The organism is Mycobacterium sp. MAC_080597_8934 (assembly GCF_000523975.1).
Classification (GTDB): Bacteria; Actinomycetota; Actinomycetes; order Mycobacteriales; family Mycobacteriaceae; genus Mycobacterium; species Mycobacterium avium.
Genome location: NZ_JAOS01000002.1, coordinates 81073 through 103554, shown reverse-complemented (window position 1 = coordinate 103554; position 22482 = coordinate 81073). Strand labels below are relative to the sequence as shown.

Annotated in this window: 19 protein-coding genes and 1 pseudogene; 9 read left to right on the top strand and 11 right to left on the bottom strand. The window is 68.4% G+C overall.

Going from position 1 to position 22482, the window contains the following annotated elements:
* Nucleotides 1–7: 7 nt before the first annotated feature.
* From NF20_RS02440 to NF20_RS02405, 8 genes are read right to left on the bottom strand one after another with little or no spacing between them, the layout of a single operon-like run.
* Nucleotides 8–1477, bottom strand: a complete 1470-nt coding sequence (locus NF20_RS02440) for an MCE family protein (RefSeq protein ID WP_023898608.1) — start codon at nt 1475–1477, stop codon at nt 8–10.
* On the bottom strand, nt 1477–2598 hold the full coding sequence (locus NF20_RS02435; RefSeq protein ID WP_023868778.1) for an MCE family protein: 1122 nt from the start codon (nt 2596–2598) through the stop codon (nt 1477–1479). The genes NF20_RS02440 and NF20_RS02435 overlap by 1 nt, the downstream gene beginning before the upstream one ends.
* The gene (locus tag NF20_RS02430) at nt 2595–3929 is read right to left on the bottom strand and encodes an MCE family protein (RefSeq protein ID WP_009976301.1); all 1335 of its coding nucleotides are present in this window, start codon (nt 3927–3929) and stop codon (nt 2595–2597) included. Before NF20_RS02430 ends, NF20_RS02435 begins: the two co-directional genes overlap by 4 nt.
* The gene (locus NF20_RS02425; RefSeq protein ID WP_023898581.1) at nt 3926–5104 is read right to left on the bottom strand and encodes an MCE family protein; all 1179 of its coding nucleotides are present in this window, start codon (nt 5102–5104) and stop codon (nt 3926–3928) included. The genes NF20_RS02430 and NF20_RS02425 overlap by 4 nt, the downstream gene beginning before the upstream one ends.
* Nucleotides 5101–6129: an MCE family protein gene (locus NF20_RS02420; protein ID WP_023898579.1), complete on the bottom strand. Its 1029-nt coding sequence runs from the start codon at nt 6127–6129 to the stop codon at nt 5101–5103. The genes NF20_RS02425 and NF20_RS02420 overlap by 4 nt, the downstream gene beginning before the upstream one ends.
* Nucleotides 6126–7394: an MCE family protein gene (locus NF20_RS02415; RefSeq protein ID WP_023898578.1), complete on the bottom strand. Its 1269-nt coding sequence runs from the start codon at nt 7392–7394 to the stop codon at nt 6126–6128. Before NF20_RS02415 ends, NF20_RS02420 begins: the two co-directional genes overlap by 4 nt.
* 3 nt (nt 7395–7397) lie before the next feature.
* Nucleotides 7398–8246 (bottom strand): ABC transporter permease, encoded by an 849-nt coding sequence (locus NF20_RS02410; protein ID WP_023898575.1) that lies wholly within the window; start codon nt 8244–8246, stop codon nt 7398–7400.
* Nucleotides 8243–9010 (bottom strand): MlaE family ABC transporter permease, encoded by a 768-nt coding sequence (locus tag NF20_RS02405; protein ID WP_009976294.1) that lies wholly within the window; start codon nt 9008–9010, stop codon nt 8243–8245. Before NF20_RS02405 ends, NF20_RS02410 begins: the two co-directional genes overlap by 4 nt.
* A gap of 395 nt (nt 9011–9405) precedes the next feature.
* Between NF20_RS02405 and stf0 the strand changes: the two genes are divergently transcribed.
* From stf0 to NF20_RS02395, 3 genes are all read left to right on the top strand, one after another.
* Complete coding sequence (stf0, locus tag NF20_RS02400; RefSeq protein ID WP_003872491.1) at nt 9406–10209, top strand: trehalose 2-sulfotransferase; 804 nt, start codon at nt 9406–9408, stop codon at nt 10207–10209.
* Between the two features lie 117 nt (nt 10210–10326).
* Nucleotides 10327–10485, top strand: coding sequence for a hypothetical protein (locus tag NF20_RS27550; RefSeq protein WP_170945452.1), 159 nt, complete (start codon nt 10327–10329; stop codon nt 10483–10485).
* Complete coding sequence (locus NF20_RS02395; protein WP_095762094.1) at nt 10482–11615, top strand: YeiH family protein; 1134 nt, start codon at nt 10482–10484, stop codon at nt 11613–11615. Before NF20_RS27550 ends, NF20_RS02395 begins: the two co-directional genes overlap by 4 nt.
* A 23-nt stretch (nt 11616–11638) precedes the next feature.
* Here the strand turns inward: NF20_RS02395 and NF20_RS02390 are convergent, their stop codons facing one another.
* Nucleotides 11639–13153 (bottom strand): family 2A encapsulin nanocompartment cargo protein cysteine desulfurase, encoded by a 1515-nt coding sequence (locus tag NF20_RS02390; protein WP_031355186.1) that lies wholly within the window; start codon nt 13151–13153, stop codon nt 11639–11641.
* Between the two features lie 482 nt (nt 13154–13635).
* The gene (locus tag NF20_RS02385; RefSeq protein WP_003872495.1) at nt 13636–14559 is read right to left on the bottom strand and encodes a family 2A encapsulin nanocompartment shell protein; all 924 of its coding nucleotides are present in this window, start codon (nt 14557–14559) and stop codon (nt 13636–13638) included.
* A gap of 471 nt (nt 14560–15030) precedes the next feature.
* On the opposite strand from NF20_RS02385, the gene NF20_RS02380 reads away from it, so the two are divergent.
* The 6 genes and pseudogenes from NF20_RS02380 (at nt 15031) to NF20_RS02355 (ending at nt 21819) form a co-directional block, all read left to right on the top strand.
* Nucleotides 15031–16323, top strand: coding sequence for a thioester domain-containing protein (locus tag NF20_RS02380; protein WP_023898546.1), 1293 nt, complete (start codon nt 15031–15033; stop codon nt 16321–16323).
* Nucleotides 16324–17256 (top strand): cysteine synthase A, encoded by a 933-nt coding sequence (gene cysK / locus NF20_RS02375; RefSeq protein ID WP_003872497.1) that lies wholly within the window; start codon nt 16324–16326, stop codon nt 17254–17256. It abuts the gene before it with no gap.
* Nucleotide 17257: 1 nt separating this feature from the next.
* Nucleotides 17258–17947 (top strand): serine O-acetyltransferase, encoded by a 690-nt coding sequence (gene cysE, locus NF20_RS02370; RefSeq protein ID WP_011724562.1) that lies wholly within the window; start codon nt 17258–17260, stop codon nt 17945–17947.
* 245 nt (nt 17948–18192) lie between these two features.
* Nucleotides 18193–19314 carry an LLM class flavin-dependent oxidoreductase gene (locus NF20_RS02365; RefSeq protein ID WP_033713234.1) on the top strand — a complete coding sequence of 374 codons (1122 nt, stop codon included), beginning with the start codon at nt 18193–18195 and terminating at the stop codon, nt 19312–19314.
* Entirely contained in the window at nt 19311–20432 is a 1122-nt protein-coding gene (locus tag NF20_RS02360) for an LLM class flavin-dependent oxidoreductase (protein ID WP_024637148.1), read from the top strand. Before NF20_RS02365 ends, NF20_RS02360 begins: the two co-directional genes overlap by 4 nt.
* Nucleotides 20429–21819 (top strand): annotated as a pseudogene (locus NF20_RS02355) (NtaA/DmoA family FMN-dependent monooxygenase). Before NF20_RS02360 ends, NF20_RS02355 begins: the two are co-directional and overlap by 4 nt.
* 4 nt (nt 21820–21823) lie before the next feature.
* Here the strand turns inward: NF20_RS02355 and NF20_RS02350 are convergent.
* On the bottom strand, nt 21824–22459 hold the full coding sequence (locus tag NF20_RS02350; protein WP_009976275.1) for a muconolactone Delta-isomerase family protein: 636 nt from the start codon (nt 22457–22459) through the stop codon (nt 21824–21826).
* Between the last annotated feature and the right edge of the window lie 23 nt (nt 22460–22482).

Sequence of the window (22482 nt, the reverse complement as noted above, 5' to 3'; positions counted from 1 at the left end):
GAACTCCTCAGGGTTGCGGAACCAGAAGTGATTGCCAGCTTTTGGCGCGTGGGTGCGCCAGATCGGACTCGGTGTAGCGGCGGCCGTCCGGCCCGATGTAATCTCCGGTGGCCGGATCGTAGGGTGCCACCGCGACGGGCGGGGGTGCCGGGGCGGTGCCCCGCGGTGGCGGCAGCCGCGGATCCTGTCCCGGCGGATACTGCGGCACGCCTTGACCACTGGTGGTGGCATTGGGGTCGCCCTTCCAGTTGTAGCCGTCATTGAGCGGCACGTATTCTTCGTCGCTTTCGCACAGTTCGACGGTCGGTGCGCGTTTCCACGGCTTGCTCTCACAGGGGATGTTGCGCACGCCGCGAACATTGAATTCCGAGTCCTGCGGCACCCGGCAATACAAGTCGGCGGCCGGTCGGTCCGGCGCGTCGACGCTGGCGGGCGAACGGCGTTGCGCCGGAGGCAGATAACCCGTCGTGCACGGCGGCGGCAGGTTGAGGTTGAGGTTGAAGTCCAACTGGGCGCCCCGGTACTCCTGCTTGGTGTTGGAGCTGGGCACGATGATCGCCGCCATGGCCGCGATGCCCTGCGGCAGCAACACCAGCAGTTGTTCGATGTCGTGGCGGTAGACGACGGCGATGTCGCCCAGGCTCACCAGGTTGGCGAACAGCACCGGCAGGGCGGGCGTCACCCGGTCCAGCAGGGCGCGCCCCTCCTCGACTCCGGAAGCGCCGTGCGCCAACAGGTCTCGCACCGCGGCGTCCTGCGCCTTGAACTGGGCCATGAGGGCCGCGGTGCGCTCGGCCCAGGTGGCGATCGCCCCGGAGGTCTGGACCTGTGAGTTGAGCACCGCCGGAGATTGATCGATCAACGCGGCGAGCGGGTCGACGGTGTGGCCGCCGGCGACGGCCAGCGCGGTGGACCCGTCGACGATGCGGGACAACTCGGGGCCCAGTCCGCCGACCGCCCGGTCGGTCTCGTCGATCACCGTGCGCAGGTTGTCGCGGGGAATCGCTTGCAGCGCACGGTTGGTCATGTCGAGCAGCCGCCCGATGTCCACCGGTACCTCGACGCGGCCGGCGGTGATGACGTCGCCGTCGCGCAGCGTCCGGGACTGGTGGTCGCCGGTGCCGGGCCGCGGGGTCAGCTCGATGTACTGCTCACCGATCGCCGAGCGGCTGTGCACCGACGCCTGGACGTCGAAGGGCACCTCGATCCCCGACCGCATAGCCAGCACCGCGCGCACTCCGGTCGCGGTGACGTCGACCGATTTGACCTGGCCGACGTCGGTGCCGCGGTAGGTGACCACCGAGGTCTGGTAGAGCCCACCCGATTGCGGCAGGTCGACCGTGACCCGGTACTCGCCGATCCCGAACAGGGTCGCGGGCAGCTTCATGAAGTTGAATGCCATTGCGCCGCAGGAAACAACGGTCACCAGCGCCAGAATTGACAACTGGATCCAGGTCCGGCGGTTCAACCGAAGCATCAGTATCCCCCGAAATGGTACGGATAGGTCAGCGGGTTGCCGCCGGTAACGGGGCTGGGCTGCATGCCGATGGTCCGGCCCCACTGCAGTTCGAGCTGGGTGAGGTTGCCTTCCCAGCGGGAGCCGGTGAAAAGCCCTTGGTCGATGCGGCTCAGCGTCAAGTCGACGATCAAGGTGAGGTTGGCGTAGTCGCCGCGGAACCAGTTCCGCACCGTCGACGCCGGCCAGGGGTAAGTCGCCAGGCCGTCCAAGCCGCGGGTCAGCGAGGGTCCGGCGTCGGCCAGCGACCGCAGCACCGGCGCGATGTTGCGCAGGTTGTCCACCAGGGATTGCTTGCTCTGGTGGATGGTGTCGGCCGCGATCGCGCTGAACTTGCCGACCCGGTCGATGGTGTCGGCGATCTTGGTGCGCTCTTGCGCCAGCACGGCAAGCGCTTTGGGCACCGACGTCAACGCCTTGTCCACCACCGGGTCGGCGGCGGCGACCTGACCGGCCAGGGCATTGAGATTCTCGGCGGCGGCGATGATGTCGTCGGTCTGCTCGTTGGTGTGCGCGATGAACTCGTCGATCTGGCTCAGCAGGCTGCGCATGTCGGCTTCCCGGCCGGCGAAGGCCTTCGCCACCGCCTGGGTGATCTCCTGCAGCTGCCCGATTCCGCCACCGTTGAGCAGAATCGACACCGAGGCCAGCGTCTGCTCGGTGGTGGGGTACAGGCTCGCCCGGGACAACGGGATGACCGAGCCGGCCGTGAGCCGGCCGACGGGCGGCTCGTCTTTGGGTGGTGCGAGTTCGATGTGCATCGACCCGAGCAGGCTGGTCTGGCCGAGCTTGGCGGTCGAGTTGGCCGGCAGGTGCACGTCACCGTCGATGCGCATGGTGACCAGGGCGTGCCAGTCCTGCAGTTCGATCTTGGTGACGTTGCCGACGTTGACGTCGTCCACCCGGACGCGGGTGTTTTCCTGGATGGTCACCACATCGGGCATCTGCGCCTGGATGGTGTAGGAGCCCGGTCCCCCGCCCGCGGTGCCGGGCAGCCGCAGCGAATTCAAGCCACGCCAGCCGCACCCGGAAAGCGCTGCCGCGCAAGCTACCACCAGTGCTGCGACGACCGCGCGTCTCATGACGGCCCCGTCGGCAGCATCAGGTCCCGCAGCACCTGCAGCGAGTTGCTCGTCGGGTTCGGCGGCGGGCCGGGTTCGGCGGGCGGCTGATCGGCGGGCGCGGGCTGGCCGGGAGGAGCCGGCGCCTCGGGGGGCGGGCCGCTGTCCGGGGGCGTGTACCCGGGCCGCAGCCAGTCCTCGCTGTAGGTGATCTCGCTGGGGCGGGCCTGGGTACCGACGAACGGGTTGATCCCCGCCGGGATGTAGTTGTAGATGCGGTTCTTGATGATCGGGTTGAGGTATTGCAGGCACAGTTTGGATACTCGCGCCAGCCGGGCCCGCGACGCCGCTTCGATTGAGCTGCAGATGAATTGGGGAATATCGGCGAAGTTGTTCAGTGCCAGGATGCCCGTCATCGCGCTCTGGGCCGGCTGGTAGATGTTCAAGAAGTTCTGGAACACCGTGGGGGCGATGTGCAGGATCTGCTTGACGTCACCGCGGCTGTCGTTGAGCGCGGTGGTGATGGAGCCCAGGCGGTCGACCGTGACACCCATCGCCTCGCGGTTCTCCGCCAGGAAATCGCGCACATCGCTCAGCGCCCCGTCCAGCGACTTCAGCGCACTGCCTACCTCGTTGGGGGTGTTGGTCAGCAGGGTCGTCACGGCGGCCAGGTTGGTGTTGAACGAGGCCAGCAGGTCGCTGCTGGAGTACAGCGCGGACACCAGCAGTTGCAGGTTGCGCACCGTGCTGAAGATGTCATCGGCGTGGTCACCGAGCGCCGAAATCGCTTCGGAGAGCTTGAGTACCGTGTCGCGGGCGGTGTCCCCCTGGCCGCGGAGATTGTCGGCGGCCGAGTTGACGAATTCGCCGACCGAGTTCACCCCGCCCGCGGTGGTGGGCTGCAGCGCGTCGGTCAGTTTCTCCAGCTGCTTGCGGAAATCGTCCCACTCCACCGGAACCGCGGTGCGGCTCAGCGGGATCGCCGCGCCGGGGCTCAATGTGGGCCCACCGGAGTATGCCGGCACCAGCTGGATCGCCCGGGCGGTCACCAGCGATGGCGACAGCACGGCGGCGCGGGCAGCGGCCGGGATCGCGTACTTCTTGTCGACGGAGAACGTCACTTTCGAGCCGGCGGATTGGGGTTCGATCTTGTCGATCGCGCCGACGGCGACGCCGAGGATGCGGACCTCGTCGCCGACGAACAAGCCGTTGGTCTCCGCGAAATACGCCGCGTAGCTGTTCTTTTCGACGGCCCGCCACAGCTTGCCGCCGACCAGCACGCTCGCCACGGCCAGCGTCAGGACCAGGCTCAGCGCGGTCGCCTTGCGCAGGGTGTCTCGAGTGATGGTCATGGCTGATCGAATTCGTGGGGCGAGGGCGGCGGGATGGTCCGCACCGGTGGCGTGGACGGCGGCGGCGACGGCGGCTGCGACCACAGCGGCACCGGCGCGTTCTCCGGCGGCACCGGCGGAGTCCCCGTCGGGGGGTCCACCACCTCCGAGGGCAGCTTCTGATCGGGGTCCAGGAAACGGTCGTACATGTCCGCGTCCAACACCGGTCCACCGAACTGGCCGGGCACCAGGTTGGCCACGTAGGCCTTGAAAAACGGCCCCGAGCCCAGGCATTCGCCGAACGACATCGCATACCGTTTGAACTTGGGCAGCGTTTTCTGCAGCTCCTCCTTGCGGTTGTCCAGGATCTCGAGCACACCGTTGAGCTTGTCCAGCGCGGGTTTGAGCTGGGTTCGGTTGTCGTTGACCAGCCCGCTGATCTGATGCGACACCGCGGTGAGGTGGTTCATCAACGCGTCCAGCGAATCCCGTTCGTCCAGCAGCGCGGCCAGCAGCGCGTTGGAGTTGGCCACCAGCCCGGCGATCTGCTGGCTGCGCCGGCCCAGCACCGCCGAGACGTGATTGGCGTTGCCCAGCAGGCTGCGCAGCTGCGCGTCGCGGCTGTTGAGGGTGTCGGAGAACCGGGCGACGCCCTGCAGCGCGGGCTTGAGGTTCTCCGGTGTGGCTTTGAGGGTGTCGGCCAGCGTGGTCAGGGCCGCGGAGAGTTGGGTGGTGTCCAGGCCGCTGATGGTGGTGGTCAGATCGCCCAGGGCGTCGGGCAGATCGTAGGGCGAGGTGGTGCGTTCCAGTGGAATGACGCCCGAGAGCCGCCCGTCCCCGCGCGGGGTCAGCTCCAACATCTTGGCGCCCAGGATCGTTTCGGTTTTGATCGCCGCCTCGGTGCGATCGCCCAGGACGACGCCCTTGCGGACGGTGAATCCGATCCGCACCTTGGTGCCTTCCAGGCGCAGGTCCGAGACCCGGCCCACGCCCATGCCGGAAACCCGCACCGCGTTGCCGGGTTTGATGCCGCCGGCCTCGGAAAAGTAGGCCGCGTAGTCGTCGGTGTTCTTGATGAACGGCAGCTTGTTGTACTGGAAGGCGACGACGGTGACGCAGGCCAGGATGACGGTTCCCAGCACGCCCAGCATCAAGGGCCGTTGCGGGGCGGGTGATTTGGGTAGCTTCCACGTCATTTCGGTGTGCACCGCCCGCTGGGCTGACCCAGCAATTTGACGAAGATCGGGTTGCCGCCTTTGCCGTTGAGCTTCAGCAGCACTTCGCAGAAGTAGAAGCCGAAGTAGTCGCCGTTGAGGCCCTGGCGGGCCAGCACCTGGTAGATGTCGGGCAGCTCCTTGAGCAGTTTGTCGACGTAGTCGCGGTCGGAGAGCACCTGCCCGGACATCCGATCCGTTTGCTGCACAACGTCTTTGAGGGGCTGGCGGGACTGGGAGAGCAGGTCGGTGATGGAGCCGGCGGCCGCGTTGATGTAGGCGAGCCCGGTGGAGATGTCGTCGCGTCGCTGGGCCAGCCCATCGACCAACTGCGCCAGTTTGTCCAGGCCGTCGGAGAATTCGTGGTCGCGGGTGGCGAAGGTGCGCAACACGGTGTTCAGGTTGGTGATGAGCTCGCCGATGAGCTGGCTGCGCCCGGCCAGGGTCGAGGTCAGCATCGAGGTCTGCGACAGCACCGAGGCCAGGGTGCCGCCCTGCCCCTGGAAGATGCGCAGCAATTGGCCGGACAGGGCGTTGACCTGATCGGGGTCCAGCGCCCGGAACAGCGGACGGAACCCGCCGATCAGCGCGTCCAGGTCGAGCGCCGGCGAGGTGCGCGCCAGCGGAATCGTCGCGCCCGGCGGCAGCCGCTGCGGCGAGCCCGGGCCCTCCTCCAGCGCCAGATAGCGGTCGCCGATCAGGTTTTCGTAACGCACCACCGCCTTGGTGCCCTCGCTGAGCCGCACGCCCTTGTCGACCGCGAAGCCGACGGTGACGGTGCCGTCCCGGTGCAGGGTGAGATCGCCGACCTTGCCGACCTCCACCCCGGCGATGCGCACGAAGTTGCCGGACTTCAGGCCGGAGATGTTGGTGAACACGGCTTGGTAGCCGGTGCGGTCCTCGAAGCGCAGGTGACCGAACACCGCGATGAGGGTGAAGGTGAACAGCAGGCAGACCGCGGTGAAGATCGCCACCCGCCAGGCGATGCTCGACAATTTCCTTCTCATGGCGGCGGCTGCCCTCCCCGCCAGAAGTAGCGCGGCGCTTCGGGCGGGTTCTTGGTGGTCGGGAACCAGTTGGCCCACCACGGGTTACCCGCGGCCACGTTGGTGCGGATCTCGTTCGGCGCGGCTCCCCAACCGGTGTCGGTGACCAGGGCCCGCACCGGGAAGTTGGCGCTGGGGTCGGGCAGCGAACCACAGCTGGGCCTGCCGCCGGGGCCGCCGGTCGCATTGACCTTGGGCAGGTGTTTGGGATAGCGGTATGGGTCATCGCCGAACAGCAGAGCCGCGTCCAGGATCACCGAATATCCGTTGCCGCCCAGAGCATCTCGGCCGCCGTGGTCGACGTACCACTGGGCGCCCTGGAACAGGCAGGTGTAGGTCGGGGAGTATTTCTGCATCAGCGCGATGGTGGGATCGAGCAGGTTCATCGCTCGCACGATGTTGGATTCGTTGGCTCCGATGACGTTGATGCCGGTCTGGCTGAAGCCGACGGCCGACAGCAGCAGCGAGTCGAGCGAGCGCTGGTTGTCGGTGATGGTGTTGCTGGTGGTGTTCGCCGAGTCGAGAATCGACAGGATGTGTTGCGCCGCGTCGGAGTAGACGGCGGTGGTCGCCCCGAACAGCCGCCAGTCCTCACCGATGGTGTCCATGCGTGAATTGACGGTGCGCAGAAGGCTATTGGCGTCGGTGATGGCTTCGCCGATCCGCTCGCCCTTGCCGCGCACCGACTGGGCGAACGCGGACAGGATGGCGTTGAGCTTGGCCGGGTCGAGCGCCTGGACGACCGCCTGCAGGTTCTCGAAGACGGTGTTCACCTCGACGGTGACGTTGCGTGAACGCAGCACCGAGCCCGGCTTGAGCGGGCTGGCGCTGGGCCGCTCGGGAACGATCAGGTCGACGAATTTGGAGCCGAAGGCGGTGGTCGATTTGATCTCGGCTTCCAGGTTGCTCGGCAGATATCGGAACGGGCCCGGCTGGATCTTCAGCTGCAGCCGGGCGGTCTTCACGTCGGTGCCGATGGAGGCGACCTGCCCGATCTGCACACCGCGCAACTTGACCTTGGCGCCGTCCTCCATCACCAGTCCCGCCCGGTCGGACACCAGCGTGAGCGGGACGAAGGTCTGGAACTTCCCGGAGAAGGAGGCCGCGGTCAACGCGACCAGTCCGCCGATGACGATGAACAGGGTGGGCGCCCACCAGATGGGGTCGATCCCGTTGCGCTGGTTTCCGCCGCGCCGGATGAGGCCGCTGCTGCTGTGCTTGCTCATCGGCTATCCCGACAGGTTGAAGTTGCCGGACTGCCCGTACACGGACAGCGAAATCATCAGGCACACAAAGGCGGTGACAATCATCGACGACCGCACCGACCGGCCGACCGCCTCCCCCACGCCCGCCGGGCCGCCGGTCGCGGTGAACCCGTAATAGGTGTGCACCACCATCACACCCGTGGCCATCGCCAGCGCCGAGAAGAACGACCACAACAGGTCGTTCGGGCGCAGGAAGGTGGAGAAGTAGTGTTCGTAGACGCCTTTGGATTGGCCGTAGACGTAGATGGTGAGCAGCTTCGCCGCGATGAACGACATCAGGACGGCGACGGCGTAGAGCGGGATGACCACCAGGATGCCGGCGATGATGCGAGTCGACGCCAGGTAGGTGACGGCGCGGATGCCCATGACTTCCAGCGCATCGATCTCCTCGTTGATGCGCATCGCCCCCAATTGCGCTGTCGCGCCGGCACCGATCGTGGCCGCCAGCGCCAGGCCCGCCGTGCAGGGCGCGATCATCCGCACGTTCAAAAACGCCGAGAGGAATCCGGTCAACGCCTCCACGCCGATGTTGGACAGCGTGTCGTAGCCCTGGACCGCGACCAAGGCTCCGGTGGTGAGGGTGAGGAAGCCGATGATGCCGACGGTGCCGCCGATCACCGCCAACGCGCCTGTGCCCATGCCCATCTCGGCGATCAGCCGCAACAGCTCGCCGGGATAGCGCCGTATCGCGTCGGCGATGGCGGCCAGGGATTGGCCGTAGAACACGGTCTGCTCCCCCAGCTTGCGGGTCGACTCGACGAGCCTGGGCCCCAGCGCAGCGAACCGCGACGGCTCGCGGGCGGTCTCGGTCATTTGGCCGTCACCTTCACCCCGAGCGCGGTGGTCAAAATGTTGATGAAGAACAGCGCCATGAAGGAGAACACCACCGTCTCGTTCACCGCGTTGCCGACGCCGGTGGGGCCGCCGCCCACTGAGAGACCCTTGTAGCAGGCGATCAGTCCCGCGGACAGACCGAACAGGGTCGCCTTGATCAGCGAGATCACCACCTGCGGCAGCCCGGTGACCAACGTCATTCCCGCGACGAAGGCGCCCGGCGTGACGTGCTGGACGAAGACCACGAAGATGTAGCTGCCCGTCAATCCGGTGACGGCGACCACCGCGTAGAGCATGACCGCCACGAAGGTGGCCGCGATGATGCGCGGAACCACAAGTGCCTGAACGGGATTGACGCCGATCACCTTCATCGCATCGATTTCCTCGCGGATGGTGCGCGCGCCCAGGTCGGCGCACATGGCGGTCGATCCGGCGCCCGAAACGACCATCGCCGTGACGACCGGCCCCACTTGGGTGACCGACGCCAGCCCGGCCCCCGCGCCGGACAGGTCGCCGGCGCCGATCTCCACCAGCAGAATGTTGAGCACGAAAACAATCAGCACGGTGTACGGAATCGACAACATGATGGTCGGAAAAATGGAAACCCGTGCCACGAACCAGATCTGTTCGAGAATTTCCCGCCACGCCCACGGCCCGCGAACCGCGGCGGCCAGCGCCTCGGCGCTGAGCAAGAAGAATTGGCCGAGCGCCGTCATGGGCTTGGCGATGGCGGTCGCGTTCACGGTGCTCGCCCGCTCATTCGCTGTCTCAACCCGACCCCCATATTTCGTAACACGGTTTATCCGTTCGTAATCACCTGGCTCCCAAGCAAACAGCGCTGTTTACATGCGGCACTCACGTGTGCTTCGCGCATAGTTCAGCGAATCTACGGCCACGACCTCGTCCGCCGTCAGGGTTGCAATCAACCAGAAGAAATGTGGACGGGGACCGGACGGATGGTTTCACCCGCCGTCCGGAATAGTGCTGCACGCAACGCTTCTACGACGAGCGTCAGGATTCGCCGCACCGCTGTCGTGGGCAAGGTTTTGCGTCGGCGTGACCACAACTTCGGCCGTCCAGGAACAGGTGGGCATCAAGTCGAGGAATAAGAAGTGCCGGTTGTGGATACACTCTGCCGGTGACAAATAGCCCGTCGTCATACCTGGTGTTGGCGTCGCAGCGCAGCGGCAGCACGCTGCTGGTCGAATCGCTGCGGGCCACCGGCGTGGCCGGCGAGCCTCAGGAGTTCTTCCAGTACCTGCCGTCCACCAGCCAGGCCCCGCAGCCGCGGGAATGGTTCGCCGGGGTCGACGACGAGTCGATCCTGAGCCTGCTCGATCCGCTGGACGCGGGCACGCCGGACCTGGCTCCGCCCGAGATCTGGCGCAGCTACATCCGCACGGTCGGCCGGACCCCGAACGGGGTGTGGGGCGGCAAGCTGATGTGGAACCAGACCCCGCTGCTGTTGGACCGTGCGAAGAACCTGCCGGATCGCAGCGGCGACGGGCTGCGGGCGGCCATCCGCGATGTGATCGGCGAGGAGCCGCTGCTGATTCACGTCTACCGGCCGGATGTGGTCTCGCAGGCGGTGTCGTTCTGGCGGGCGGTGCAGACGCGGGTCTGGCGGGGCCGGCCCGACCCGGCGCGCGACGCGCGCGCCACCTATCACGCCGGGGCGATCGCCCACGTCGTGACGATGCTGCGCGCCCAGGAAGAGGGCTGGCGCAATTGGTTCGCCGAAGAGGACCTCAAACCCATGGAGATCCCGTATCCGGTGTTGTGGCGCAACCTGACTCAGGTGGTCGCCGCCATCCTCGAGCAGTTGGGGCTCGACCCGCAACTGGCGCCCGAACCGGTGCTGGAGCGCCAGGCGGACCACCGCTCCGACGAGTGGGTGGACCGCTACCGCGCCGACGCGGAGAAATACGGTCTGCCGACCTGAAATACGGCGGAGCTAAATTCAGGCCGAGCCAATCGCTTGGATGCGGCGGGCGCGACCGCCACGATTCCGTCAGCAGGCGTCCCGCGTGGGCCGCCACCGGTTGCTCGAGGAGCGGACATGGTGAGTGACAGTCGCGGCGATCACGAGGCGCCCGATCGTGGGCAGGACTGGGCGGGGCGGCTGGCGTCGGTTTCGGTGGATTGGTGGGCCACCGCGGTGGCGGGCGTGATCGTCGCGCTGGCGGTGGCCGACGTGCTCCCGAAGATTCCGTGGTGACCGGCGTGAGCACCGTTCGCGTCGCACCCGACGAAACAGACGAAACAGCGGACGCCACCTTCACCAGCACCCGCCCGCTCGACTACCTGCCGGGCATCCTGCTGCTGATCGGCGTGGGGGTGTTGGGCAAGTACGCCCAGATCTGGTGGAACGCGCTGGCCAAACACCAGCACTGGACGGTGCCCGACATCGAATATGTGTTGTGGGCCATCGTGATCGGGCTGGTGATCACCAACACCGTCGGGCTGCACCCGATCTTTCGGCCCGGCGTGCTGACCTACGAATTCTGGCTGAAGGCCGGGATCGTGGCGCTCGGTTCGCGATTCGTGTTGGGCGACATCGCAAAGCTGGGCGGGATCAGCCTGGTGCAGATCCTGGTGGACATGACCATCGCCGGGACGATCATCATCGCCGTGGCCCGCTGGTTCGGGTTGTCGGGCAAGCTCGGTTCGCTGTTGGCGATCGGCACGTCCATCTGCGGGGTGTCGGCCATCGTGGCGGCCAAGGGCGCGATCCGCGCGCGTAACTCCGACGTCAGCTACGCGATCGCCGCGATTCTGGCGTTGGGCGCGGTGTCGCTGTTCGTGTTGCCGCCGCTAGGGCATGCGATCGGGCTGACCGATCACGAATTCGGTTTGTGGGCAGGGCTTTCGGTGGACAACACCGCCGAGACCACCGCCACCGGATACCTGTACTCCGAGCACGCCGGCAAGATCGCGGTGCTGGTCAAGTCGACCCGCAACGCGCTGATCGGTTTCGTGGTGCTGGGTTTCGCGCTGTTCTGGGCGGGCCGCGGGCAGGCCGACGAGATCGCCCCGGGGGTTCGGGCCAAGGCCGCCTTCATCTGGGCCAAATTCCCGAAGTTCGTGCTGGGCTTCCTGGTGGTCTCGGCGATCGCCACCGCGGGCTGGCTGACCAAGGGCCAGACCGCCAACCTCGCCAACGTGTCGAAATGGGCGTTCCTGCTGACCTTTGCCGGGGTGGGGCTCAACACCGACATCCGCCAGATCGCCCGCACCGGGTGGCGCCCGCTGGTGGTCGCGGTCATCGGGTTGACCGTGGTCGCCACCGTCTCGCTGGGCATCGTGCTGCTGACCTCGCGCGTATTCGGTTGGGGCGTAACCACTTAGGGTTTAACCGCCCGGCCGGCGGTTCAGCCGACGTTGGCGCCGCCCTCGGCTATCCGGCGCACCGCGCGCAGGAACACGTCAATCTCCTCGAACGTGTTGTAGAAGGCGAACGACGGGCGCACGGTGGCCTCGAGTCCCAGTCGGCGCAGGGCCGGCTGGGCGCAGTGGTGGCCCGCCCGCACCGCGATGCCCTCGGCGTTGAGCGCCTTGCCCACCTCGAGCGGTTCGTGGCCCGCCAGCACGAAGGACAACACGCTGGCCTTCTCCTGCGCGGTCCCGATCAGGCGGACCCCGGGGATGTCGGCCAACCGCGGTGTCGCGTACTCCAGCAGGGCGTGCTCGTAGGCGGCGATCCGCTCGACGCCCAACCGTTGCACGTAGCGCAGCGCCTCGGTCAGCCCGACGGCGTCGGCGATGTTGCCGGTGCCGGCCTCGAACTTCGTCGGCGGCCCCTGGTACAGCGAGCGTTCCAGGGTGACGTCGGCGATCATGTGGCCGCCGCCCTGCCACGGCGGGGTCTCGGTGAGCGCCTCCTCGGTGCCGTAGAGCGCACCAATCCCGGTGGGGCCGTAGATCTTATGGCCGGAGAAGACGAAGAAGTCGGCGCCGAGTTCGGCGACGTCGATCGGGATGTGCTGGATGGACTGGGCGCCGTCGATCAGCACCCGGGCGCCGTAGCGGTGACCCAACTCGACGATCTTGTCCACCGGCACCACGGTGCCCAGGGCGTTCGACACGTGGCTGGCCGCGACCAGCTTGGTCCGCGGGCCCAGCAGCTCCTCGAATTCGCTCAGCAGCAGGTTGCCCGCGTCGTCGATCGGCGCCACCTTGAGGATGGCACCGGTTTTTTGCGAAATCAGCTGCCAGGGAACGATGTTCGCGTGGTGCTCCAGGTGAGTGATGACGATCTCGTCGCCGGGCTGCAGATGCTTGGCGCCCCACGCGTGGGCCACCAGGTTGATCGCCTCGGTGGTGCCCCGCACGAACACGATGTTCTCCGAGCTGGGCGCGCCGATGAACTCGGCGACGGTGTCGCGGGCCTCCTCGTAGGCGTCGGTGGCGCGGGCCGCCAATTCGTGTGCGGCGCGGTGAATGTTCGAGTTCTCGTGGGCGTAGAAGTGCGACAGCCGGTCGATGACCACCTGCGGCTTCTGCGTCGTCGCCGCATTGTCGAACCAGATCAACGGTTTTCCGTTGACCGTCTCCTTCAGGATCGGGAAGTCCGAGCGAATCGCGGCGACGTCGAAAACCTCGTGCTCGTCGCGAAACTGCGGCACCGGATCGGTTTTGGTCAGGAAGTGGTAGTCATGCTCGTCGCCGGCCGGCGCATCGGGTGCGGGTGCGTCGGACCAGCCCAGGTCGGCGACCGAGGGCGCCTCGGGCAGCCACGACGGCGCCGTCGCGGCCCGCGGCACGACGGGGACGGGCGGCACCGTCCCGGCCTGCACACCGGGCGCGGTGGACACGATGCCGGTGGGCACCGCGAACGCGCTCAGGTCGGCGCCGTAGGCGGTGGCCGCGGCGGTCGTGTCGGGCACCTGGCCGCGGGGGGCGGGCGGCGCGCTCTGCGGCGGCGCCTCCGGCCCGGCGGGCGTCGGAGCCCCGAGATAGATGTCGGCGACCCCCAGCTGCGGCACCCATGACGAATACACGTCGCTGGTGCCGGCGGCCGCCCGCCCGGCCGACGTGGCCGCCGTGGCGTCCGGCGCACTGCCGCGCGGGCGGGCGGCGCCGCCTGCGGGGGTGCTTCGGGGGCCCGAGACGCCGGGGCGGCAGGTAGACGTCGCGCGCACCGACCTGCGGAACCGGTCCCGGGTACACGTCGGCTGTGCCGGCGGCGGTCCGCCCGGCCGAGGTCGCCGCCGTGGCGTCCGGCACGCTGCCGCGAGGTGCCACCGGCGCCTGCTGCGGCGGGCTGTCGGGGCCCGGGCGGATGCTGGCCGCATACAGCTGGCTGGCCAGCGCGGCGAGTTCCGCGGCGCTGATGGGCAGGTCGCTTTCGGCGTCTACCGCTCGGTACTCACTTGTACTCATGGAACTGATCCACCGCGACGTCGTCGAGCACGGCGAGCGCGTCATCGGTCAGGACGGCCAGGGAGGTGTACAGCGTGACCAGGTAGGTCGCGATCGCCGACTGGTTGATGCCGGTGAACCGCACCGACAGCCCCGGCGCCTGCTCCCCGACCAGGCCGGGCTGGAACAGCCCGACGACGCCCTGACGTTCCTCGCCGGTGCGGACCAGGATGAACTTCGTCTTGCCGTCCTCCACCGGCACCTTGTCCGACGGGATCAGCGGAATACCGCGCCAGGTGATGAACTGGGCGCCGAACAGGCTCACCACCGGCGGCGGCACCCCCCGGTAGGTGGCCTCGCGCCCGAACGCCGCGATGCCCAGCGGGTGGGTCAGGAAGAAACTGGGCGTCTTCCACACCTTGGTGATCAGAGCGTCGAGGTCGTCGGGCGTGGGAGCCCCGGCCAGCGTCTGGATCGTCTGCTCCGGCGTCGCCTGGGCCAGCAGCCCATACTCGGGGCTGTTGATCAGCTCCAGCTCCTGACGCTCCTTGATGGTCTCGATGGTCAGCCGCAGCTGCTGGGCGATCTGGTCGTGCGGGCTCGAGTACAGGTCGGAGACCCGGGTGTGGATGTCGACCAGCGTGGAAATACTGCGCAGCGTGTACTCGCGCGGGCTGGTCTCGTAGTCCACATAGGTCTGCGGTAGCGGCTCTTCGCTGCCGGCGCCGGCCTCGGCCTTGATGGCGACCTGCTCGGGATTGACCACCCGGTTCACCCGGTAGATGCCCGCCTCCACCGGAACCCAGTTCAGCAGGTGCAGCAGCCAGCGCGGCGTGATCGTCGAGAGCTGGGGGACGGTCTTGGTTGCGTTGGCGAGTTGCCTGGCAGCCAGATCACCAAGTGCTTGAGACTCATTTTGAGCCGACGTCATCGTGATCCTTTCGTGCGTGGTCGAAAAATGCGGCCCGGATCGGTGGATTCATCGTGCCCCATCGGGGCCGGGGCCGCGCGCCGAGCCGGTGTTGTGCGTCGTCGCTCGGCGTGCCGTGCATCCCTCCGCCGCGCCGAGTCCGCCGGCCCGCGGTGGTCGGTGACTCAACGAGTCCCGACATTAGGCCAGCCGGTCACCGCCGCCCAAGACTTACAGCCGGGCTGAGCCGAACAAACGGCCAAGTGCGATGACCTATAGTGGTGACATGCAACACCGCCTACAGCCGCGCTTTGCCCCGTCGCGCTGCCTCGTCGTGGCCTGTTGTTGCTGTTGTTGTCGTTGATTTCCGCAAGCCCTCTGACGCTGTAGAAATCCCCGCGCTCGCCCCTGCCCGGGCGGTGTCGCCGGCGCTGTCCGGCGCTGCGACGACGCGGGCCGATGGAAAGCCTTTTTCAGGAAGATCAACGACTCATGACCATATTGTCCGAGCCCGACCGCGCCCTGGCGCCGGTGGCCACCCGCCGGCGCTGCGTGGTGCGACCGGCCACCGCGCTCAACCGGATGACCCGCTACCGCGGCGGCACGTATTCGCACACCGTCGACCGGGTGGTGTTCGCCGACGGCAGCTGGGCCCGCACCGATCTGATCCGGCTCAACCCGAACGTGCACGCCTATTCGCTGGATTTCGCCGGCATCGCCCCGGCGCATCCGTCCCGCTACCGGGTCGACTCCTGGTCCGCGCTGCCGCATCTGCGCACGTCGGGGCACGAGGCCAAGGTCGACTGGATCCTGCGCAACTCGTTTCCGCTGCGCTCCACCGCCGAGCTGAGCCGACAGGTGCGCGAGGCCGGCTATCCGCTCGGGCCGGCCAACATCACCGAACACGAGGCGATCGCCGCGACGCAGGCGGCGATCTGGTTCTTCACCAACGGCCTGGCCCTGGACACCCGACCGCTCAACGTCCCCATCGCGGTGCACCGGGCGCCCGGACCGGTGCTCACCTTCGAATTCGACGGCCAACCTCAGCTCGGCGGCTACTCGGTGTGGAGCTCGTCGGCGGGCGACGCCACATTGAAACTGCAGAAATCCACCAATGGTGTTGTGTGGCAGGATGTTTCGGGTTCGCACCTGAGGTTGGAGCCCGGACAGCGGCGCTACCAGCGCACGCTGGGCGAGGGCAGCACGCTGTCGTCGAGCAGTCACGGCCGCGGCGGGCGCGGCTACCGCTACTACCGGCTGGTGGCAACGTCGGAGACGGCCACGCCCACCATCGAGCACGTCAACTTCCGGCTCACCGGTGCCCGCCACTACCGCAACGCCGACAAGGTCGTGCATCTGTACAACTACCTGCTCGCGCAGGCGGGACGCGCCGTCCACCACGCCGACGACGCCCTGCTGCTCGACGACCGGCACGCCACCGCGGATGCCGGGCTGATCGGACCCTTCCGGGTGCGAATCCCGCTGCTGCTCAGCGCCGACGACGGCCACCAACTGGTGGACGCCGACGGTTTCGCCGTCGGGCAGGTCGTCGAACCGGGCACGGACTTCTACATACGTGAGGCGCCGGGCGGCTCGGGAATAACGCTGACCGCGAAAACCGTTGGCGATCTGCATGGACGCGTGCTCACCGGGGTGGCGCTGGACGAAGCGTCGCAACGGTTTACCCCCGTTGCGCTAGCCATCCCCACCGAAATGGCCATAGAGTTCGATATTAGCTGGCAGGCCGACGAGGCCTGGTCCTACATCGTGGGAGACAAAAGGTAGATGAGCATCGCCGAGAACGTCACGCAGCTGATCGGAAACACCCCGCTGGTCCGGTTGAACCGGGTCACCGAAGGTGCGGTCGCCGACGTCGTCGCCAAGTTGGAATTCTTCAACCCGGGCAACAGCGTGAAGGACCGTATCGGGGTGGCCATGATCGATGCGGCCGAGCAGGCGGGCCTGATCAAACCGGACACCATCATTCTCGAGCCGACGAGCGGCAACACCGGTATCGCGCTGGCGCTGGTGGCCGCGGCGCGCGGCTACCGCTGCGTGCTCACCATGCCGGAGACGATGAGCGTGGAGCGGCGAATGTTGTTGCGCGCCTTGGGCGCCGAGATCGTGCTGACGCCGGGCGCCGACGGCATGCCGGGCGCGATCGCCAAGGCCGAGGAATTGGCCAAGAGCGACGACCGGTATTTCGTGCCGCAGCAGTTCGAGAACCCGGCCAACCCGGCGATTCACCGCAGCACCACCGCGGAGGAAGTGTGGCGCGACACCGACGGCAAGGTCGACATCTTCGTCGCCGGCGTCGGCACCGGCGGCACCATCACCGGTGTCGCCCAAGTCATCAAGGAACGCAAGCCGTCGGCGCAGTTCATCGCCGTGGAGCCGGCCGCGTCGCCGGTGTTGTCCGGCGGCCAGAAGGGGCCGCATCCGATTCAGGGTCTCGGCGCCGGGTTCGTGCCACCGGTGCTTGCCATGGATCTTGTCGACGAGGTCATCGCCGTCGGCAACGAGGAGTCGATCGCGCTGGCCCGCCGGCTGGCCGCCGAGGAGGGGCTGCTGGTCGGCATCTCCTCGGGCGCGGCGCTGGTGGCCGCCCTGCAAGTGGCCCGCCGGCCCGAGAACGCCGGCAAGCTGGTGGTCGTCGTGCTCCCCGACTTCGGTGAGCGGTACCTGAGCACGCCGCTGTTCGCCGACCTGGCCGATTAGCATGCTGGCAGCCATCCGTCGTGACATCAGGGCGGCCCGGGAGCGCGATCCGGCCGCTCCGACCACGCTGCAGGTGATCTTCGCCTACCCGGGCGTGCACGCCATCTGGGGTCACCGCGTCAACCACTGGCTGTGGCGGCGCGGCGCCCGGCTGGCCGCGCGGATCTGCGCCGAGATCACCCGGATTCTGACCGGCGTCGAGATCCACCCCGGCGCCGTGCTGGGGCCGGGGTTGTTCATCGATCACGCGACGGGGGTGGTGATCGGGGAAACCGCCGAGGTCGGCGAGGACGTGACCATCTACCACGGTGTCACTCTGGGCGGCAGCGGCCGCGACACCGGCAAGCGTCATCCGACCATCGGCGACCGGGTGATCATCGGGGCCGGGGCAAAAGTCTTGGGCGCCATCAAAATCGGCGACGACAGCCGCATCGGCGCCAACGCCGTGGTGGTCAAGGAGGTGCCCTCCAGCGCTGTGGTGGTGGGCGTGCCCGGGCAGGTCATCGCCCGCACCCATCCCGGCCCCGGCGGTCCGGACGACTCGCTGATGCCCGATCTGGTCGGGGTCAGCCTGCAATCGCTGCTGACCCGGGTGACCAAGCTCGAGGCGAAGGTCGACGGATCACAGACCGGTCGGGTCATCCGCCCGCCCGAAGCGGGCGTCTGGTACGGCGAGGACTTTTCCATCTGAGTGCGAGCCGCCAAAGGCCCTTCGCCGTAACGCCTTTGCCCGTTGGGGCATCCGAGTCATGCGCACGCGATTCGCCCACGCTGCACCTAACTTGGACGGTGGCGTTTCACCCCGGCTGAGCTCGGCGAAGTATTACTCAGGCTGAACTTAACCCGGTGCCGGAATGCATTGCCGCGCCCAGCGTTACACAGTGAGTTATCGACACAACGCGAAGGTGAGCCGTTGACACGTTTCCGGGGTCGGTCATGACCGAGCTGCACCTGGCCGTGGCGCTGGACGGGTACGGCTGGCACCCCCAGGCGTGGCGATACGCGTTCGCGCACAACGCGACCGGCGGCGGGCAATTCAGCGGCCGATACTGGGCGGCGCTGGCCCGCACCGCCGAACGCGGCCTGCTGGATTTCCTGACCATCGACGACAGCCTGGACGCGCAGCCGGGCCACCGGGCCGAGATCTCGCCGCGGCGACTGGTGGGACGCGCCGACGCCACCCTGGTGGCGGCCCGGGTAGCGCCGGTCACCGAACACATCGGCCTGATTCCCGTGGCGACGGTCACCCATACCGAGCCGTTCCACGTGTCGAAAGCGATTGCCACGCTTGACCATATCTCGCACGGCCGGGCCGGCTGGCAGGTGCGGGTGAGCGCGACCGAGCAGGAAGCGGCGTTGTTCGGGCGGCGGGCCGTTCCCGGGGTGGACGAGCTGTTCGACGAGGCGGCCGACGCCGTGGAGGTGGCGCGCCGGCTCTGGGACAGCTGGGAAGACGACGCCGTCATCCGCGATGTCGCCACCGGTCGCTATATCGACCGCGACAAGCTGCACTACATCGACTTCGCCGGCAAGTACTTCTCGGTCAAGGGCCCGTCCATCACCCCGCGGCCACCGCAGGGCCAGCCGGTGGTGGCGGCGCTGGCGCACACGCCCCCGGTGTACGAATTCGCCGCCGCCAATGCCGATCTGGTCTTCGTCACGCCTCGCGACGACGACTCCCTGCGGGCGATCCTGGCCGAGGTCGACCGGGCGCGACGGGCCGCGGGCCGGGCGATCCGGGCGTACGCGGACCTGGTGGTGTCGTTGGTCGGGCATCCGCTGGCCCCCGCGGCGGTCATCTCGTCGGACGCTCGGGTATTCGCGGGCAGCGCAACGGATTTGGCGGAACTCGTGGTCGCCTGGCAGGACGCGGGCGTCGACGGGGTGCGGCTGCGGCCGGCGGTCAACGCGCTGGACCTGCCCGCGATCGTCGACGACCTGGTGCCGCGACTGCAGCGGGCCGGCCGTTTCCGCACCGGCTACCGCGACGGCGAGACGCTGCGCGAGCGGCTGGGATTGGCGCCCGCCCCGAACCGCTACGCGACGGCGGCGTCATGACCGTGACTCCGCTGTCGATCCTGGACCTCGCGCCGATCAGCGCGGGCTGCGACGCCGCGACCGCGCTGCGCAACACCATCGACCTGGCCCGGCACGCCGAGCGCTGGGGCTATCACCGGTACTGGCTCGCCGAGCACCATTTCGTCGCGGTGGCCAGCTCCGCACCGGTGACGCTGATCGGCCAGATCGCCGCGGCCACGTCGCGCATCCGGGTCGGGACGGCCGCGGTGCAGATCGGCCACACCACCGCGGTCGCCGTGGTGGAGAACTTCGGCATTCTCGACGCGCTGTATCCCGGCCGAATCGACATGGGGCTGGGCCGATCCGGGCAGCGTCGCGCCGAGGCGGCCGCGTCGCCGACCGCGGCCTCCCCGCCCGAGGCCCGGCCGTGGCGGGAGACGGACGGGCTCGTCATCCCCGCCCCCTTCGACCAGACGGCGCTGATGAAAAGCGAACGGATCCGGGCGCAGTCGTCGGTCCTGGCCCCGCCGTGCGCACAACCCGCGGACTTCGGCGAACAGATCGCCGACATCGAGGCGATGCTGGACGGCAGCTATGCCGTCAACGGCCATCGGCTGCAGGTGGTGCCGGGCGAGCACGCCGAGCTGACGCCGTGGATCTTCGGCAGCACCCGCGGCCAGAGCGCCGAGGTCGCCGGGGCCCGCGGGCTTCCGTTCGTCGCGAGTTACCACATCACCCCGGGCACCGCGCTCGACGCAATCGAGGCCTACCGCAATGCTTTTCGGCCGTCCGCCCGGCTGGCGCGGCCCTACGTGGTGGTGTCGGCCGACGTTGTGGTCGCCGAGGACAGCGCCACCGCGCGCCATCTCGCGTCCAGCTACGGCCACTGGGTGTATTCCATCCGCAGCGGCCAGGGCGCGATCCCCTACCCGGACCCGGACCTGTGCGATCCGTTGACCGAGGAGCAGCGGGCGCTGGTGGCCGACCGCACCGCAACACAATTCGTCGGCAACCCCGACGAGGTGGCCGACCGGCTCGAGGTGCTGCGCCGGGTCAGCGGCGCCGACGAGCTGGTGATCACCTCGGTTACGCATCGGCACGCCGACCGGCTGCGCTCGCACGAACTGATCGCCAAACGCTGGGGGCTCACCGGATGACCACGCGAAAAGCACGTCGCCGCAAGCAGATACATCTGGGCGCCCACTTCCCCGGGGTGAACAACACCACGGTGTGGTCCGATCCGAGCGCGGGCAGCCAGATCGCGTTCGAATCGTTCGTGCATCTCGCCCGGACCGCCGAGCGGGGACTGTTCGACTTCTTCTTCTTGGCCGAGGGTCTGCGGCTGCGCGAGCATCGCGGCAAGATCCACGACCTCGACGTCGTCGGCAGGCCCGACACCTTCACCGTGCTGGCCGCGCTCGCCGCGGTCACCGAACGCCTCGGACTGGCCGGCACCATCAACACCACCTTCAACGAACCCTACGAGGTGGCAAGGCAATTCGCGACGCTGGACCACCTCTCGGACGGGCGCGCGGCCTGGAACATGGTCACCTCCTCCGACGCGTTCACCGGGGAGAACTTCCGCCGCGGCGGATTCCTCGCCCACGCCGACCGATACCGCCGGGCCGAGGAATTCATCACCGTGGCCCGAAAGTTCTGGGACAGCTGGTCACCCGGCGCGGTGATCGCCGACGTCGACGCCGGAACCTACGCCGATCCCGCGCGCATCGGCGTCGTCGAGCATCACGGCCGGCAATTCGACGTGCGCGGTGTGGCCTCGCTGCCCGCCGGGCCGCAGGGCCACCCGGTGCTGCTGCAGGCCGGCGACTCCAGCGACGGCCGGGACTTCGGCGCCAAGCACGCCGACGCCCTGTTCACGCTGCACGGGTCGCTCGAGGCGGGGCAGCGCTACTACGCCGACGTGAAAAGCCGCGCCGCCGCCCACGGGCGCGACCCCGAGCAGCTCAAGGTGCTGCCCGGTGCGACGTTCGCGCTGGGCGACACCCCGCCGAGGCGGCGGACAACGCCCGCCACATCCGCGAGCAGCAGGTCAGCGGCCCGACCGCGATCGCGTTCCTCGAGCAGGTGTGGGGCGTCGACCTGTCGGCCTACGACCCCGACGGGCCGCTGCCCGACGTCGAGCCCGTCGAGAATCCGACCATCACCCGCGGCCGGGTCCGGCACGGCGACCCCAAGACGGTCGCCGAGACCTGGCGGGCCCGGGCACGGGCCGAGAACCTGTCGATCCGGGAGCTGATCATCGAGGTGACCAGCCGTCAGCAGTTCGTCGGAACGCCGCAGCAGGTGGCCGCCGAGATCGACCACTACGTGCAGTCGGATGCCTGCGACGGCTTCATCCTGGTGCCGCACCTGACGCCGCACGGTCTCGACGAGTTCGTCGACAAGGTGGTGCCGCTGCTGCAAGAGCGCGGCAGCTTCCGCGCCGAATACCGCGGCATTACGCTGCGCGAGCATCTCGGCCTGGCGCCGGCTCAGGGCAGCGCTCCCGGCGCTGACCTGGAAAGCCAGTGCGCGACAGGATGATTCGCTAACGGCCCGCCAGTGAGCCGCTGACCGGGTCGTCCGGATGGGTGTGCAGCGGCGTCGTGGTGTCCACCTGCAGCCAGGCGTGCAGCGGCAGCGAGCGCAGCACGGCCGCCAGGCTCTCGGTGTCCGCGGTGCGCCACAGCGCCAGCACGCGCGGCTCGCCCGGGCCGGAGTGCAGCCACCACAGCCGCTGCAGGCAGCCCTGCGCGCCCAGCTCGCCGGCGCGCTCGGCCTCACGGGCCAGCACGTCGTCGACCACCCGCTGCGGCGCGTCGGCGGGAACCCGGATGGTGATGGCCTGCAGAAACTCGGCAGCCCCGCCCGAAACCGGCTCCGGGGTGATCAGGCGTGCGGTCGGGTCGTTCGGGTGCACCGGCAGCGGCGTCACCTCCTCGGTGCGCCACGCCCGCAGCGGCGTCGAGGCGAGCAGCTGTTCCAGCGCGTTGTCGTCGGCCGCGGCGAACAGGCCCAGCGTGCGCCACCGGCCGGGCGGCGACGGCGCGCGCCACAAGCGCAGCAACTGCCCCTGCCGAGCCAGCTCACGGCAGCGTGCGGATTCCCGGGCCCGCAGGTCGTCGACCGCTTCCGCGGGGGTGCCGTCGGGAACCTGGGTCGTCGCGGCAACCAGGAACTCCATCGGGTCTCCCAAGTGATTCGTGC